The 13,758-nt window shown below is 62.4% G+C and carries 15 protein-coding genes; 8 read left to right on the forward strand and 7 right to left on the reverse strand.

Annotated elements, in window-relative coordinates; genetic code table 11:
* The first annotated feature begins 11 nt into the window (after positions 1–11).
* A complete protein-coding gene (locus OH764_RS19410) occupies positions 12–1,118 on the forward strand; it encodes a DMT family transporter (RefSeq protein WP_498850386.1) in 1,107 nt (368 codons plus the stop codon).
* A 26-nt stretch (positions 1,119–1,144) separates the two neighbouring features.
* Here the strand turns inward: OH764_RS19410 and OH764_RS19415 are convergent, their stop codons facing one another.
* From OH764_RS19415 to OH764_RS19425, 3 genes are read right to left on the reverse strand one after another with little or no spacing between them, the layout of a single operon-like run.
* Positions 1,145–1,516, reverse strand: coding sequence for a response regulator (locus OH764_RS19415; RefSeq protein WP_020068096.1), 372 nt, complete (start codon positions 1,514–1,516; stop codon positions 1,145–1,147).
* A 25-nt stretch (positions 1,517–1,541) separates the two neighbouring features.
* Positions 1,542–4,682, reverse strand: a complete 3,141-nt coding sequence (locus OH764_RS19420) for a CheR family methyltransferase (protein ID WP_498850387.1) — start codon at positions 4,680–4,682, stop codon at positions 1,542–1,544.
* Positions 4,683–4,696: 14 nt separating this feature from the next.
* A complete protein-coding gene (locus tag OH764_RS19425) occupies positions 4,697–4,918 on the reverse strand; it encodes a type II toxin-antitoxin system ParD family antitoxin (RefSeq protein ID WP_498850388.1) in 222 nt (73 codons plus the stop codon).
* A 338-nt stretch (positions 4,919–5,256) separates the two neighbouring features.
* On the opposite strand from OH764_RS19425, the gene OH764_RS19430 reads away from it, so the two are divergent.
* The 4 genes from OH764_RS19430 (at position 5,257) to OH764_RS19445 (ending at position 7,512) form a co-directional block, all read left to right on the forward strand.
* Positions 5,257–5,565 carry a hypothetical protein gene (locus tag OH764_RS19430; protein WP_020068099.1) on the forward strand — a complete coding sequence of 103 codons (309 nt, stop codon included), beginning with the start codon at positions 5,257–5,259 and terminating at the stop codon, positions 5,563–5,565.
* Positions 5,566–5,751: 186 nt separating this feature from the next.
* Positions 5,752–6,198: an SRPBCC family protein gene (locus OH764_RS19435; RefSeq protein ID WP_110404297.1), complete on the forward strand. Its 447-nt coding sequence runs from the start codon at positions 5,752–5,754 to the stop codon at positions 6,196–6,198.
* Positions 6,199–6,370: 172 nt separating this feature from the next.
* Positions 6,371–7,141, forward strand: a complete 771-nt coding sequence (locus OH764_RS19440; RefSeq protein ID WP_498850389.1) for a protein-L-isoaspartate O-methyltransferase family protein — start codon at positions 6,371–6,373, stop codon at positions 7,139–7,141.
* Between the two features lie 32 nt (positions 7,142–7,173).
* Positions 7,174–7,512: a DUF190 domain-containing protein gene (locus tag OH764_RS19445; RefSeq protein ID WP_020068102.1), complete on the forward strand. Its 339-nt coding sequence runs from the start codon at positions 7,174–7,176 to the stop codon at positions 7,510–7,512.
* 90 nt (positions 7,513–7,602) lie between these two features.
* Here OH764_RS19445 and OH764_RS19450 read toward each other — a convergent pair whose 3' ends face one another.
* The 4 genes from OH764_RS19450 to OH764_RS19465 form a co-directional block, all read right to left on the reverse strand.
* On the reverse strand, positions 7,603–8,865 hold the full coding sequence (locus OH764_RS19450) for an MFS transporter (protein WP_498850390.1): 1,263 nt from the start codon (positions 8,863–8,865) through the stop codon (positions 7,603–7,605).
* Positions 8,866–8,972: 107 nt separating this feature from the next.
* Complete coding sequence (locus tag OH764_RS19455) at positions 8,973–9,899, reverse strand: LysR family transcriptional regulator (protein ID WP_498850391.1); 927 nt, start codon at positions 9,897–9,899, stop codon at positions 8,973–8,975.
* A gap of 123 nt (positions 9,900–10,022) precedes the next feature.
* Entirely contained in the window at positions 10,023–10,439 is a 417-nt protein-coding gene (locus OH764_RS19460) for an organic hydroperoxide resistance protein (protein ID WP_114200133.1), read from the reverse strand.
* A 53-nt stretch (positions 10,440–10,492) separates the two neighbouring features.
* Positions 10,493–10,723 (reverse strand): DUF4148 domain-containing protein, encoded by a 231-nt coding sequence (locus OH764_RS19465; protein WP_498850392.1) that lies wholly within the window; start codon positions 10,721–10,723, stop codon positions 10,493–10,495.
* Between the two features lie 449 nt (positions 10,724–11,172).
* Between OH764_RS19465 and OH764_RS19470 the strand changes: the two genes are divergently transcribed.
* The 3 genes from OH764_RS19470 (at position 11,173) to OH764_RS19480 (ending at position 13,751) form a co-directional block, all read left to right on the forward strand.
* Positions 11,173–11,544, forward strand: a complete 372-nt coding sequence (locus OH764_RS19470) for a GFA family protein (RefSeq protein WP_498850393.1) — start codon at positions 11,173–11,175, stop codon at positions 11,542–11,544.
* 126 nt (positions 11,545–11,670) lie between these two features.
* Positions 11,671–12,411 carry a response regulator gene (locus OH764_RS19475; RefSeq protein WP_020068109.1) on the forward strand — a complete coding sequence of 247 codons (741 nt, stop codon included), beginning with the start codon at positions 11,671–11,673 and terminating at the stop codon, positions 12,409–12,411.
* Positions 12,408–13,751 carry a two-component system sensor histidine kinase family protein gene (locus OH764_RS19480; RefSeq protein ID WP_498850394.1) on the forward strand — a complete coding sequence of 448 codons (1,344 nt, stop codon included), beginning with the start codon at positions 12,408–12,410 and terminating at the stop codon, positions 13,749–13,751. Before OH764_RS19475 ends, OH764_RS19480 begins: the two co-directional genes overlap by 4 nt.
* Positions 13,752–13,758 lie beyond the last annotated feature (7 nt).

Below are 13,758 nucleotides of genomic sequence, written 5' to 3' on the forward strand. Positions count from 1 at the left end.
AACAGCTTGGCATGTGCGAGCCCATCAGCGTTTCGCAACGATTCAAAGGTCAGATCGTGAAATCCGGACAAGGCGCGATATGCGTCGCTCTCACCGCCGCTGCGCTATTTGGCGCCGCCACGCCGTTGGCCAAAGCGTTGCTTGGATCAGTCGATCCGTTCATGCTGGCAGGACTGTTTTATCTGGGCAGCGGAGCCGGGCTCGGTTTGGGTATCGCGTGGCGTTCACTGATGTCGCCCGGCTCGCGCCCGAGCACCGGCCATCGCCTCAATAAAGGCGAGCTGCCTTGGCTTCTTGGGGCGATTGCAACGGGCGGCGTGGCGGGTCCGGCGTTGCTGATGCTGGGACTATCGAGCACGCCGGCGGCCACGAGTTCATTGTTATTGAACCTCGAAGGCGTATTAACCGCTGTAATTGCCTGGGTGATCTTCCGCGAGAATGTCGACGTTCAGGTCTTCCTCGGCATGGCGGCGATCGTCGCGGGGGGCATGATTCTGTCGTGGCATCCGGGATCGACGCGCATACCTGTCGGGGCACTGGTGATTGTCGGCGCGTGTCTGTGCTGGGCTATCGACAACAATCTCACCCGCAAGGTCGCTGCAAACGACGCAATGGTGATCGCATGCGTCAAGGGCCTCGTGGCCGGTCCGGTGAATCTCGCGATTGCGATCGCCGCCGGCGCTTCGCTTCCATCTGCTGGAACCGTGGCGGCGGCCATGCTGACCGGGCTGGCCGGTTACGGCGTTAGCCTCGTGTTGTTCGTCGTCGCTCTGCGCCATCTCGGTACGGCGCGTACTGGCGCTTACTTTTCGGTCGCACCGCTATTCGGCGTGATGCTGGCACTGATCATCTGGCCTGCGCTGCCCGATCTGTCTTTCTCAGCCGCCGCTCTTCTGATGGCGCTGGGAATCTGGCTGCACGTGCGGGAAAGGCACGAGCATCGCCATAGTCATGAGCGACTTGAACACACGCACCGGCATCGTCATGATGAACATCATCGGCATGAGCACGACTTTCCTTATTCCGGCGACGAGCCGCATACTCATCCGCACGTCCACCTGCCGGTCACGCATTCGCATGCGCATTTTCCCGATATTCACCACCGCCACCGCCATTAGCGCCCGGCCGCGATAGGCGAGGGCAGTCATCCGCTTGCGCTTAGCGCCTTGAAGAGCGCGTGATGATCGAACGGTTTCTGACAGCGCGGATAGTGACGATAGCGTGCATCGACCGCGTCGATTCCATAGCCTGTCGCGAAAACAAACCGTATATGTCTCGATGCGAGCGCGTCCGCCACCGGATACGACGGTTCACCATTCAGATCGACGTCGAGAATCGCCGCGTCGATGTGTTCGTTGCCTTCCTCGACCAACGTGACAGCTTCGCGCGCTCCCGAAATCGGTCCCACAACGCTTGCTCCAGCGCCTTCCAGCACAGTGGAGAGCGCAAGCGCGACCAGGTAGTCGTCTTCGACCACCATGATCCTTTGACCTGTGAGCACGTTTGCGAACCCCATGTTCAACCCCTTTTGACCGCTGCCGCTAATGAACCGCAGGCATCGGTATTTCGATATGACACGAGACGCCGTCCGCATTGAACAGGAGCGCCGTCTTTGCGCCGAGAGTGAACTGCAGCGCCTTTTCGATCAATTGCCGGCCGAAGCCGGTCCTCGTGCTGTCCGGAGCGACACGCAAGCCGCTTTCGATCCAGTCGAACACCAGCGACGCAGCGCCCGGCAATTGCGTTTCGACGCGCCAGCGCACCGCGAGCCGCGCCTCCTTGTCCCTGAGTGCGCCGTACTTCACCGCGTTTGTCGCCAGTTCGTGCAGCACGAGTGCAATTGTCTGCACGTTCCGAAAACCCAGCGGCACGACGGGCCCGCGCAGTTCGATGCGCTCGCTGTCGGCCACGCCGAGCGCATCCAGTTCGAGGCGCACGATCTCCCGGAGGTCGATCAGATTGCCGTTTGCGTCGCCGATTAGCCCCTGTAGACGACCAAGCGCCGCAAGGCGGCTCGTGAACGTGTCGAGCGCCGGATCGCCTGCGAGCGTTTGTTGCGCGATTGACTGGATGACCGCCAGCAGATTACGCGTGCGGTGTTGCAGTTCCGCAATCAGAACCTCCTGACGTTCTTCCGCATGCACCATGCCCGTTATCTCGACGAAGGCGATAACCACACCGTCGGTTTGCCGGTCGCCATTGCGATAGGGGGCGAGGCGCACGAGAAAATGCGAAAGACCGTCTTTCCCGCTTACCTGGCGCTCTCTCGGCTGGTTCGTATTGAAGACAGCTTCGATATCGAGCTCCAGTCCGGGCAGGTCGAGACGGCTGACGAGCTCCGTGATAGGGCGCCCGCGGTCAATGGGGCGAATATGAAAGATGCCGCCCATTGCCGGCGTAAACGAGCGAATGACCAGATTGCGGTCGAGAAAAACGGTCGCAACCGAGGTGCTCTCGAACAGGTTTTGCAGGTCGCTGTTGGAGCGGTCGAGCGCGTCGATCTTGCCGTTCAGTTCGAGATTGACGGTGTGCAGTTCCTCGTTGAGCGAAACCAGTTCTTCCTTCGACGCCTCGAGTTCTTCGTTCGACGACTGCAGTTCCTCGTTGACCGATACGAGTTCCTCGTTCGACGATTTGAGTTCCTCCAGCGCCGTTTCGTATTCTTCGATCATCGATTGCAGGCGTTCGCGCGTGTCGCGCAACTCCTTTTCGAACTGCACGGCCGTGCCGTCATGCATGGACTGAGCGCGTGCAAGCGCCTCCTCGCGCGCGAGCCCCGGGCCCTGGTCCTCGAAGACAACGAGATACATGTGCTCGCCGTGCACCTGCTCGCTCAGCGGTTCGACCGTCAGGCTGATGATCTGCACGCGACCGCCTTCGCCCTCGACCACCACGCCTGCACGCGTAACCGTGCGGCCCGACTCGACAGCTTCGCGAAACACCGAGCGCAGATCGAGGCTGAGCCCCTTGCGCGCCAAGGCGAAGAGTTGCCGCGTCGGCACACCGGGAGCGGGCTCCAGGTACTTGCCCGTGCGGCCCGAGTAATACACGACGTCGCCCTCGCGCGTGACCAGCACGTGCGGCGGGGTGAACCGCTCGAGCATGTGGTTGTCGACCACGTGCCGCAGCCCCGCGCTACCCAGCGAAGGACGCGTCGGCGTGAGTGAAGCAATCTGCCCGATCCTCAGCGCCGATATGGTGAGAGGCAAACGAAGTTGCGGCGCGACGTCGGCCCTGCGCCGGAAAATTCGGTGCTTCTTGTCGACGGGCGTAAAGAGTTCGTCGAACTGGCTGACGTTTTCCGACGTGCCGAGAAACAGATAGCCGTCCGGACGCAACGCGTAGTGAAATGTCGGGATCACCTGGTTCTGGATTTCACTGCCAAAGTAAATTAGGAGATTGCGGCACGAGACCAGATCGATGCGCGAAAAAGGCGGGTCGCGAATCACGCTATGCGGCGAGAAAATACACAGGTCCCGCACTTCCTTCGAAAGCACGTAGCTGCTGCCGTCTTCAACGAAGAAGCGCCGCCGCCGTTCTTCCGAGACACCTTCGAGCAGCGGCAGCGGATAGCGTGCCGCGCGCGCGACGCCGAGCGCGCCGTCGTCAATGTCGGTCGCGAAAATCTGCACTTGCGGCGCGGTGGCGCGGCCCTCCATCTGCTCGCGCAAAAGTATGGCGATCGAATAGACTTCCTCACCGGTCGCACAGCCCGGCACCCACACACGCACGGTGTCCTCGGCGCCGCGTCCGTCGAGCAACTTTGGAAGCACCATCTCGGCAAGCGTCTCGAAAGCCGGTGCATCGCGGAAAAAGCTGGTGACGTTGATCAGCAGGTCGCGAAAAAGCGCGGCGACTTCTTCCGGTTCCCCGGCGAGTCGCGCCACATAGGCGTCCGGAGTCTGTATTTCAAGCACCTGCATGCGCCGCTGTACGCGGCGCAAGAACGTCTTGATCTTATAGCCGCTAAAGTCGTGCCCCACCTGATTGCGCAGGATCGCGTAGATCGCGTTGCGGGCTTCGTTGAAGTCGCTCGCGTCGCCTTCGCCGGCCGGGCCCGCAGCGCGTTCGTCGAGCGTTTCGAGCCCGTCGAGCACGAAGGCTCCCGCTGCGAAGTTGACCAGCTTGCCGCCCATTTCTTCGGCAGGCACCGCGAAATCGACAAGGCCTGTCGCGATAGCGCTTCTGGGCATGTCCGCATGGTGCGGACCGTAGCCGTCGCTAGCCTGGGCAAGGGTAAGTCCGCCGCGTTCCTTGATCGCCTTGATCCCCAGCGTGCCGTCTGTGTCAGCGCCGGAAAGGATCACGCCGGCAGAGAGTTCGCCGACGTCGGCAGCAAGCGTGCTCAGGAAAATGTCGATGGGTTTGCGCTCGCGCCGGCTCCTGTCCTGTTCCTGAACATGAAGCGTCCGGTTTGCCACGCTCACGACGGCATCGCTAGGCAGCAGATAGACGTTGTCATTCTGGATTCGCATGCCGTCGGTGATGGCGTGCACCGGCATATCGGTAAAGCGCGCCACGATCTCAGGCAGCATGCTTTCGCGGTCCGGACTCAGGTGCGTGACGATCACGCAGGCGAGGCCCGGCTTTTGAGGCAAGCCGCGAAAAAAGCCTTCCAGGGCCTCTACTGCGCCAGCAGAGGCTCCCACGCCGACAATGGGGAAGTCGGTGGCTGGCGCCATGGTTTCTCCTTGGTTCATGCCTCGCTACGGCCGTGGGTGCGCTCAATATGCGTTGTGCGCACTGCGCCGTTGCCGCTGCCGGACACTGCACGACGTGCAACGTCCTGTTTCAGCAAGCACGAACCGACACCCACGACTTCACTCACGGTGCCGTAGCGGCCTTTATTGATTTCTTTCCGTACGAACGAAGCCAGATGCTCCGTCAAGCTGACATTGGATGCATGCTTGCTGAGCACGTGAACCTTTCGTGACTGGTGGGATCACTCAATCTTACCCTTTCAATGCCACGGTCGGCGCATTTGCTGCTAAGGGAGCCGCCTTGGGATTGGTCACTCAACTGGTCACGCAACGACCGTTCCCGCTGTGTCGGATGGATAGCCGGGCAGCCCGATACGGCCTCAACCGAAGAATGCTGCTTACCTGTCGGCACATGGGTCCAAATCCGACGGCTTGCGGGTGATGCGTCGATATCCGGCGCACGGCGAAAGCGCCGGCGCGCTGCCGCTTGCGTCGGTCAACGCGTTGGACGATGATGGTGCGATGGTCTTCGCCTGTGTGCGTGGGGGTAAATGTCATGGCTACTTTCGGTATCGACGCTGTGCGTATCGACCCTTCGACCGACCGCATCACGCACGTGCGCTGGGCGGCTGTCGATCCGGCAACACGGAGCTGGCTGTCTCCCACTTCGATTGTCGAGGTGCCTCAGGTCGTGGCCGCTATCCGTCGCGGCGACGCCGTCTGGTCTCTCTTTACGCTCGGCGGCACGCGCTTTCTCGGGCCGAAAATCGTCGCCGTCGCTCATACCAGCGGGCACGACGGGATCGACACCGACGTTCCGGACGGCCACATCGAAAAATGCATTGACGACCTGCCGCGCATCTAGCGCGCGCGGTCGGCTTTTGCTGCACTTCGTCGGCAACCGCAGTTCTCCACCTCGGCCGATGGTCCGACAATTGGCTGCGAGCCAGCTCGCAGCGAGCCGCTGCATGTTCTTTATCGAGTCATGTCGATTTCCCCGTAGTCGGATCGTCGTATCAGTGTGTCCAACTTCTCAACTGAAAGGCTGACCATGACTACTGGAACCATCCGACTCCACCGTGTATTGCGCGCGCCTGCGGAACGCGTCTATCGCGCGTTCCTCGAACCGGACGCACTGGCGAAATGGCTGCCTCCGTATGGCTTTACTTGTCAGGTCCACCATTACGAAGGGCGCGTGGGCGGTACCTACAAGATGTCGTTCCGCAATTTCGGCAGCGGCAATAGCCACTCGTTCGGCGGCGAGTATCTCGAACTCGTGCCGTCCGAGAAAATCCGCTACACGGATCACTTCGACGACCCGAACCTGCCGGGCAAGATGTCCGCGACGATCACATTCCGCCGGGTGTCGTGCGGGACCGAGGTCTCGATTCTGCAAGAAGGCGTGCCCGAGGTCATTCCCGTCGAAATGTGCTACCTCGGCTGGCAGGAATCGCTGATGCAACTCGCGAAACTCGTCGAACCCGAGATCGTCGACTGAGCACCGACACCACCCGATTTTGTCCGGCGCCATCTGCGCGTAGACTGAATACAGGTCCCGTATCCGCTTGTGACGTGTCGTTCGTTGCATCCGGAAGACGTGCTGCAAAGCGGCGATCTGCTGCAATGCGGCATACGACCAGGCGGGCGCCGGCTCACGACGGGAGGTGGCGATGACCGATTTCAACGAAGCGCGCGAACGGATGGTCGAGCGGCAGATCGTCCGGCGCGGCATTCGCGATCCGCAGGTGCTGGCCGCAATGCGCGCGGTACCGCGCGAGGCTTTCGTGCCGGATTATGTTCGGGATCTGGCGTACGAGGACAGACCCCTGCCCATCGGCAACGACCAGACCATTTCCCAGCCGGCCATTGTCGCGACCATGATCGAGGCCGCGGAACTGCAGCCCGGCGACATCGTGCTCGACGTGGGCACGGGTTCCGGCTATGCAGCTGCCGTCGCGGCGACGATTGCCGCGCATGTTTATTCCATCGAGCGACACGCGGAACTCGTTGAGACGGCCCGCGACATTCTCGCGCGGCTGAATATATCCAATGTGACGGTTCATCTTGGCGACGCGACGACAGGCCTCGCGGAACACGCGCCGTACGACGCGATCATTGCGGCGGCGGGCGGGCCGCATATTCCCGCTGCATGGCGCAACCAGTTGGCTATCGGCGGCCGGATCGTCATGCCGGTTGGCCGTGAACTGCATTATCAACGGCTCGTCAAACTGGTTCGCCGCGGCAAAGACGACTATCACAGCAGCACGCTCGGCGAGGTAAGTTTCGTTCCGCTGGTAGGCGCCGACGCGTGGCCGGCGCCGGATGCGGCTCAGTGCGATGCGGGCGGCACAGTCGGCACCGGCGGCGCGGACGACCGGCGTCCGTGCCCGATGAGCGCCGGCGCACACGCCAGCCGGCATCGCTTTCTCGCAGTGGCTTGAACGGTATCGCACGGCGCCGGGGAGACATCGACATGAACGGTTACCAGATCACGTTTTTCACACAGCACGATCGCCGTCATCGCGGCAAGCCGGTTGCCGACTGGCTCGTCCATCTGGCCGGCGAACTCGGCTTGCGCGGCGCGACCGTGATACCGGCAAGCGAGGGTATCGGCCACCATCGCCGCGTGCACTCGTCGCACTTTTTCGAACTGGCGGACCAGCCTTTGTCGATCGTGATGGCGGTGACGACCGAAGAATCCGGCCGATTGTTCGAACGCCTGCGGGCCGAGGGCGTGCATCTGTTCTACGTGAAGACAGCCGTGGAATTCGGCGTAGTTGGAGATGAGAACAGCGGCGGGGTCGCGAATTAAAGAGCCGCATTGATCGCGACACAGCGATCAATGCGGCTCTCGTGAGCGTGTCGAAAACGAATGTTAGCCGTCCGGCTACCGCGTTGGCATTCAGCCGTGTTGCTGCTTGCGCGCCCATTGCGCGAGACCGGCGCAGGCAATCAGCAAGCTGCCCGTGACGAAGAACACCGAATGCAATCCCAGGTACACGCCGATCTGCCCGCCGATCACCGGCCCGATCACCTGGCCGCTGAATTGCGCGGACTGCAGATAGCCGAGCATCTGGCCGGTTTTGCTTTCGTCGACGGAGTGCCTTGCAAGCTTTGAGATGGCCGGCAGAAGACCGGCGAGGCTCATACCCATCAACAATCGCAAGCCGGCGAGTTGCCACCATTGCGTGACGAAGGCTTGCGGAATCATCGCGATACCGGTCACGACCAGGCATGCGACAATCACGTTCCAACTGCCGATGCGGTCGGCGAGTGCGCCAAGCCGGGCCGCCGTCAATATGCTGCCCAGCGCGGAACACGCCATGACCACACCGGCGATACGAGTAATGTTCCCGGGCGCCACGCCGAGCCCGCCAATGTAGACGGTGATGATCGGTTCGATCGACATGTTGGCGAGCAGCACCATCATCGCGGTGGCGAGCAGCGCGGTGACGATCGCGTAGTTCGTGCGACGGGCAGGCGGCGCCGCGCTGGTGGTCTTGCGGGCGGCGGCGTCGGCAGGATGAAAATCTTCTTTGACGACGAAGATGGTCAGCAGGGCCGCGACCGCGATCATGGCTCCTCCGGCGAAAAACGTGCCGCGAATGCCGAGCCACGCCGGCAACACGCCGCCGACCAGAGGGCCGATCAGACTGCCGGCCAGCGCGCCGGTCGATAAAATGCCCAGCGCCCAGCCCGCGCGCTCGCGCGGCACCTGAGTGCCGACCATAACGGTAGACGCGGACGCATAACCGCCGACGAGTCCCGCAATCAACCTCAGCGCGACAAGTTGATGCACGGTATGCGCGACGCCGATCAGCGACATGACCACGGCCATGCCCACGGCGGCGCGGACCAGCATCGGCTTGCGGCCGTAACGATCGGCAAGCCGTCCCCACAGCGGCGCGGTAACGGCGGTTCCGAGGAACGTCGCGCCGAACGCGATGCCCGACCATTCGATGATTGCCGACTGCGATGACACGCCGAGTTGCTGCACATACAACGGCAGGAACGGCAGCAACATGCTCAAGCTCACGAGTGTGGTGAACGATCCGAACACGCAGACAACCAGATTGCGCCGCCAGTAGCTTTCGTTGCGTTCGGCGTAGCCCGGCCGCGCGGACTGCAGTCCGGAAGGGAATGGGGAGCTGGCTGCCTGGTTCATGTCGTCCTCTGCGCGATGATCCGACCTGTCTGAGTACAGTCAGTCTAGATTGCATCGCATCGCGCGAGAATCCACGGCACGCGGAAGATATTCTTCCGCCGGACGGTTCAATCGGGACCCGTGACGCTGCCGAGTACCTTGAAGTGCTTACGCAGACGTGGCGCGGCAAAGTCGACGAATGCACGCACCTTCGGAACCGAAAGCCGCCCATGCGGCGTAAGCAGATGAACCGGCAGCGGCGCCTGTTCGCTGTCGGGCAGGACGATCTTCAGCGATCCCTTTTTGACTTCCTCGGCGACGTGATACAGGAACATGCGCGTGACCCCGTGACCGGCCGCCGCCGACGCGACGGCCGCACGAATCGTATTGACGATGAAGCGCGGAGTGAACTGAACGACCTGCGGTATCGGCGAGCCGCTCGACGTGGGAAAGGTCCATGAGTCGACGCCGAAGTGCGTCATCGAAATAATCTGATGCTGTGCGAGATCGGCGGGGACCTTGATGCGCGGATGCCTTGCGAGGTACCTGGGCGAAGCAGCCACGACGCGCCTCACTTCACCCACCGGGACCGCGACGAGCGTCGAATCGGCAAGATGCGCGATGCGCAGCGCCACGTCGATTCCTTCGTCGATCAAGCTCACCGGCCGGTCGAGCAGCTGAAGCCGGATCGATACCGCGGGAAAGCGTTCGATGAATTCGTCGACGATTGGCCGCAGTAACTCTTCGCCCGCGGCGACGGGCGCGGTCACCGTCAGCAGACCGCGCGGCGCCGAGCGTTCGTGCGCGACGAGCATGTCCGCTTCTTCGAGGTCGGTCAGGATGCGCCGGCAGGCGGACGCATAACGCTTGCCCGCTTCGCTGAGCTTGATGCTGCGTGTCGTACGATGCAGCAGTGCCGTGTCCGTATGTGCTTCGAGGAACGCAATCGCACGGCTCACGGCCGCGGGCGAGCGGCCTAGCCGGCGGGCCGCGCCCGCAAGACTGCCTTCGTCCAGCGTGGCGATGAATACTTTCATCGCGTCGATTCGGTCCATGGCGATTCCCTCATGCTCGACCAGGTGATGGTGCAAGCATTATCGCTTCACGACCGCGCAAAAATAACGACGCCGCACCCGTAAAAGTGGCGGCGCCGCGGCGCTACGTTACTGCGGGCAGTTTCAAACGATCGCGATGACAACGTCGATATTGCCGCGAGTCGCCTTCGAATACGGGCACGTTTGATGTGCGGTATCGGTAATCGCCTGAGCGGTCTCGCGGTCGATTCCGGGCAGGCTGACGTTCAGCCGCGCTTGCAGGAAATAGCCGCTGTCGTTCATCGCCAGATCGATTTCGGCGTCGACGGCGGTGTCTGCCGGCAGCGCGACTTGCAGCTTCTTCGCGGCGAGCCCCATTGCGCCGATGAAGCACGCGGACCATCCGGCAGCCAGCATCTGTTCCGGATTCGTGCCGGTCGCCGACGCGCCGGGCGAGCCGAGCTTGACGTCGAGCCTGCCGTCCGAGCTGCGCGATGCGCCATCGCGTCCGCCGGTGGTATGGGTCTTGCCGGTGTACAGCACCTTGGTTGATGAGTTCATGATTGGAGTTCGCTTAATAGGTGGTGGGAACAGGTTGATCTCGAGTCCGACGCTTAGCTGCCCTGATAAAGCTTGTTGAGTGAAGCGATCTCACCGCTTTTCGTCGCGCGAGCCAGTTCCTGACGCACTTCGGCACGGCTTTTCGCCGCAGTTTGCGTCGGCGTCCACTGGTGCGTTTGCTGCGCGTCAACATTGCTCATCGCAACCGCGGAAGGATTGGCGGCAAAAGCGGAAAGAGTGGTAGCGGAAAGGGCCAAAGCCAAAGCGATCGTGGATACTTTCATGTCGTGCTCCGTAAGAGATAAAGTAAAAAGCGCCCGTGAACCGGGAAGCGCGCTGCAGTTCCGGCAATGCCGGTAAGACTGCGTCAGGAGCGCTGCCCGTGTTCCGTCGTTGAGGCATTAGAACGGCGGCGGGTATCTGGCTTGTGTCAGCAAAGCGGCGTATTGCAATGCTGTGTATCGCGTGAAGCCGCATATACACTGCGATACAAAGCCGCCGCCCGTGCAGTGAGATTTAGCGCATGACGCTATCTGGCGATCGTCCGGCTCTCTAACCTGTTCGCGGATGCGCCCGTGGATGAGTTTTTTGTCTGACCGAACCGCGACGCCGCGGGGCCGCCACGGGCGTCGGTGCAATGTTATGTGTCAGGCGCTGGCCCGGATACATTGCGACATAAATCGCCGCTCTCCGCGCGCTATAAAGCAGACATTCCCCTATCAGGAGAGTCCGCATGAACACCCATTTGCTGAAAGGAAGCTGCCACTGCGGGGCTGTCAAATTCGAAGTGAACACGCCGGTCTCGCCCGCGGCGCGCTGCAATTGCAGCTTGTGCCGGCGCAAGGGCGCGCTGATGACCCCGCCGTTCACGGCTGACCAGTTGACGATCAAGCAAGGCGAGGATGCGCTGACGCTGTACCAGTTCAACACGCGCGTGGCGAAGCATTTCTTCTGCAAGCACTGCGGTATTTATCCGTTTCATCAAACGCGCAAGGATCCGAAGCTCTGGCGCGTCAATATCGGTTGCCTGGAAGGCGTCGATCCGTATACGCTGGATGCCGGTCTTTCCGACGGCGCCAGTCTTTCCGTCGTGGAGGACGCATGAGGCGGCTGCTGGCAATCATCGCGTTCATCGCGGGCGGCATGGCTGCGGAATGGGCGCATCCGGTGCAGTGTTCAATGCTGTGTACGAGCCGGGTGCAGGTGAAACGTCAAAAGAGATGATCCATTGATGGACACGATCGACCACGTACTGATCGTCGACGACGATCGCGGAATCCGCGAACTGATCGCCGGCTACCTGGAAAAGAACGGCATGCGCGTTTCGCTTGCCGCCAACGGACGACAGATGCGGGCCGTGCTGGATCAAGGCGCGCCGGACCTGATCGTGCTCGATCTGATGATGCCCGGCGAAGACGGCCTCGTGCTGTGCCGCGAGTTGCGCGCGAGCAAGTTCCGCACGGTGCCCGTGCTGATGCTGACAGCGCGCAACGAGGAAGCGGACCGCATCCTGGGTCTGGAAATGGGCGCCGACGACTATCTGCCGAAGCCGTTTGCCGTGCGCGAACTGCTCGCGCGCATTCGCGCCGTGCTGCGCCGCGCGCGCATGCTGCCGCCCGGCATGCAGGTAACGGAGACTGCGCAAATGCTGGAATTCGGCGACTGGCGGCTCGACACCACGGCGCGTCATCTGCTCGACTCCGAGGGCACGATGGTCGCGCTAAGCGGCGCCGAATACCGTCTGCTGCGCGTGTTTCTGGATAATCCACAGCGCGTGTTGACGCGCGACCAGTTGCTCAATCTGACGCAAGGCCGTCAGGCTGATCAATTCGACCGCTCGATCGACCTGATGGTGAGCCGCCTGCGTCAGCGCTTGCGCGACGTCGCGCGCGAACCGCGTTACATCAAGACGCTGCGCAGCGAGGGCTATGTGTTCTCGGCGTCCGTCAGTGCGATCGAGGATCAGCAATGAGCCTTATTTCGTCGCTGCACTGGCCGCGCACGCTCTTCGCAAGGTTGACGGTGATCCTGTTCTTCGGGCTCGCCTCTGCGCAGGCGTTGTCGTTCTGGCTCACCATGACCGAGCGCGACCAGACCATGACGAACGTGATGATGGGCTACATCGAGCGTGAGGTCGCGAGTTCTGTCGCGCTGCTCGACCATCTGCCCGCTAACGAACGTGCGCAGTGGCTGCCGCGTCTCGCGCGGCGCAGCTACGAATTCATGCTTGGGCCGGGCGTGAGCGGTGGGCCGGTGGACGCCAATCTGTCGGCGCGTGTCGCGCGGTCTATCGACGAGGGCATAGGCACCAACTATCCGCTCACGGTGAATGCGGTTCCGGGCGACCGCGAACGGCTGCAGGTTCACTTGAAGCTCACCGACGGCACGCCGCTCACCATCGACATGCGCCCTATGTCCGGCGCGCCGTTATCGCGCTGGCTGCCGCTCGTGTTGCTGCTGCAACTCGTCGTGCTGCTTGGCTGCTGCTGGCTGGCCGTGCGCACGGCCACGCGCCCGCTGCACGATCTGGCGGTCGCCGCCGACGCGCTCGGCCCGGATCTCAAGGCTGCGCGCCTGAGCGAAAGCGGGCCGTCCGAGGTCGCGCGCGCGGCGCGGGCATTCAATGCGATGCAGGAACGCATCGCGATGTACGTTACCGAGCGCATGCAGATTCTCGCGGCCATTTCGCACGACCTGCAAACGCCGATCACGCGCATGCGTTTGCGCGTCGACATGATGGACGCCGAATCCGAAGGCATCAAACTGCGCCAGGATTTACAGGAAATGGAAGCGCTCGTGAAAGAGGGCGTCACCTATGCGCGCACTTTGCACGGCGCAACGGAATTGCCGTGCCGTATCGACCCGGATGCGCTGTTCGACAGTCTGGTTTGCGATTATGTCGACGCCGGGCAGGCGGTGTCGTTGGAGGGCCGCTTCGGCATGCCGCTCATGACGCGCCCGCAGGCGCTGCGGCGTATCGTCGGCAATCTGGTGGATAACGCTCTGAAGTTCGGCGGCAGCGCGGAGATCGAGGTGGCGATGTTGCCTGGTGGACAGGCGAGCGTTGCCGTCCTCGACCGCGGTCCCGGCATACCGGCCGATTCGCTCGAAGATGTATTCCAGCCGTTCTACCGGCTCGAAGCGTCGCGTAACCGCCAGACCGGCGGAACCGGACTTGGTCTCGCAATTGCGCGGCAACTGGCGCTCGCCATGGATGCAACGCTTGAGCTCCACAACCGCGCTGGCGGTGGGTTGGAAGCGAGGCTCACGTTGCGCAACCTCGTGATGGCGTCGCCTGCCGCGGTGGCGTAGAGCGGCC

Origin of the sequence: Burkholderia sp. M6-3, assembly GCF_050858985.1 — a bacterium.
In the GTDB taxonomy this organism is placed as follows: Bacteria; Pseudomonadota; Gammaproteobacteria; order Burkholderiales; family Burkholderiaceae; genus Paraburkholderia; species Paraburkholderia caledonica.

What these genes read in the sequence shown, in the direction of transcription:
- OH764_RS19410 (WP_498850386.1), top strand. Translation starts at nt 12, where the DNA reads ATGTGCGAGCCCATCAGCGTTTCGCAACGATTCAAAGGTCAGATCGTG.
- OH764_RS19415 (WP_020068096.1), bottom strand. Translation starts at nt 1,516, where the DNA reads ATGGGGTTCGCAAACGTGCTCACAGGTCAAAGGATCATGGTGGTCGAA.
- OH764_RS19420 (WP_498850387.1), bottom strand. Translation starts at nt 4,682, where the DNA reads ATGGCGCCAGCCACCGACTTCCCCATTGTCGGCGTGGGAGCCTCTGCT.
- OH764_RS19430 (WP_020068099.1), top strand. Translation starts at nt 5,257, where the DNA reads ATGGCTACTTTCGGTATCGACGCTGTGCGTATCGACCCTTCGACCGAC.
- OH764_RS19435 (WP_110404297.1), top strand. Translation starts at nt 5,752, where the DNA reads ATGACTACTGGAACCATCCGACTCCACCGTGTATTGCGCGCGCCTGCG.
- OH764_RS19440 (WP_498850389.1), top strand. Translation starts at nt 6,371, where the DNA reads ATGACCGATTTCAACGAAGCGCGCGAACGGATGGTCGAGCGGCAGATC.
- OH764_RS19445 (WP_020068102.1), top strand. Translation starts at nt 7,174, where the DNA reads ATGAACGGTTACCAGATCACGTTTTTCACACAGCACGATCGCCGTCAT.
- OH764_RS19450 (WP_498850390.1), bottom strand. Translation starts at nt 8,865, where the DNA reads ATGAACCAGGCAGCCAGCTCCCCATTCCCTTCCGGACTGCAGTCCGCG.
- OH764_RS19455 (WP_498850391.1), bottom strand. Translation starts at nt 9,899, where the DNA reads ATGGACCGAATCGACGCGATGAAAGTATTCATCGCCACGCTGGACGAA.
- OH764_RS19460 (WP_114200133.1), bottom strand. Translation starts at nt 10,439, where the DNA reads ATGAACTCATCAACCAAGGTGCTGTACACCGGCAAGACCCATACCACC.
- OH764_RS19465 (WP_498850392.1), bottom strand. Translation starts at nt 10,723, where the DNA reads ATGAAAGTATCCACGATCGCTTTGGCTTTGGCCCTTTCCGCTACCACT.
- OH764_RS19470 (WP_498850393.1), top strand. Translation starts at nt 11,173, where the DNA reads ATGAACACCCATTTGCTGAAAGGAAGCTGCCACTGCGGGGCTGTCAAA.
- OH764_RS19475 (WP_020068109.1), top strand. Translation starts at nt 11,671, where the DNA reads ATGGACACGATCGACCACGTACTGATCGTCGACGACGATCGCGGAATC.
- OH764_RS19480 (WP_498850394.1), top strand. Translation starts at nt 12,408, where the DNA reads ATGAGCCTTATTTCGTCGCTGCACTGGCCGCGCACGCTCTTCGCAAGG.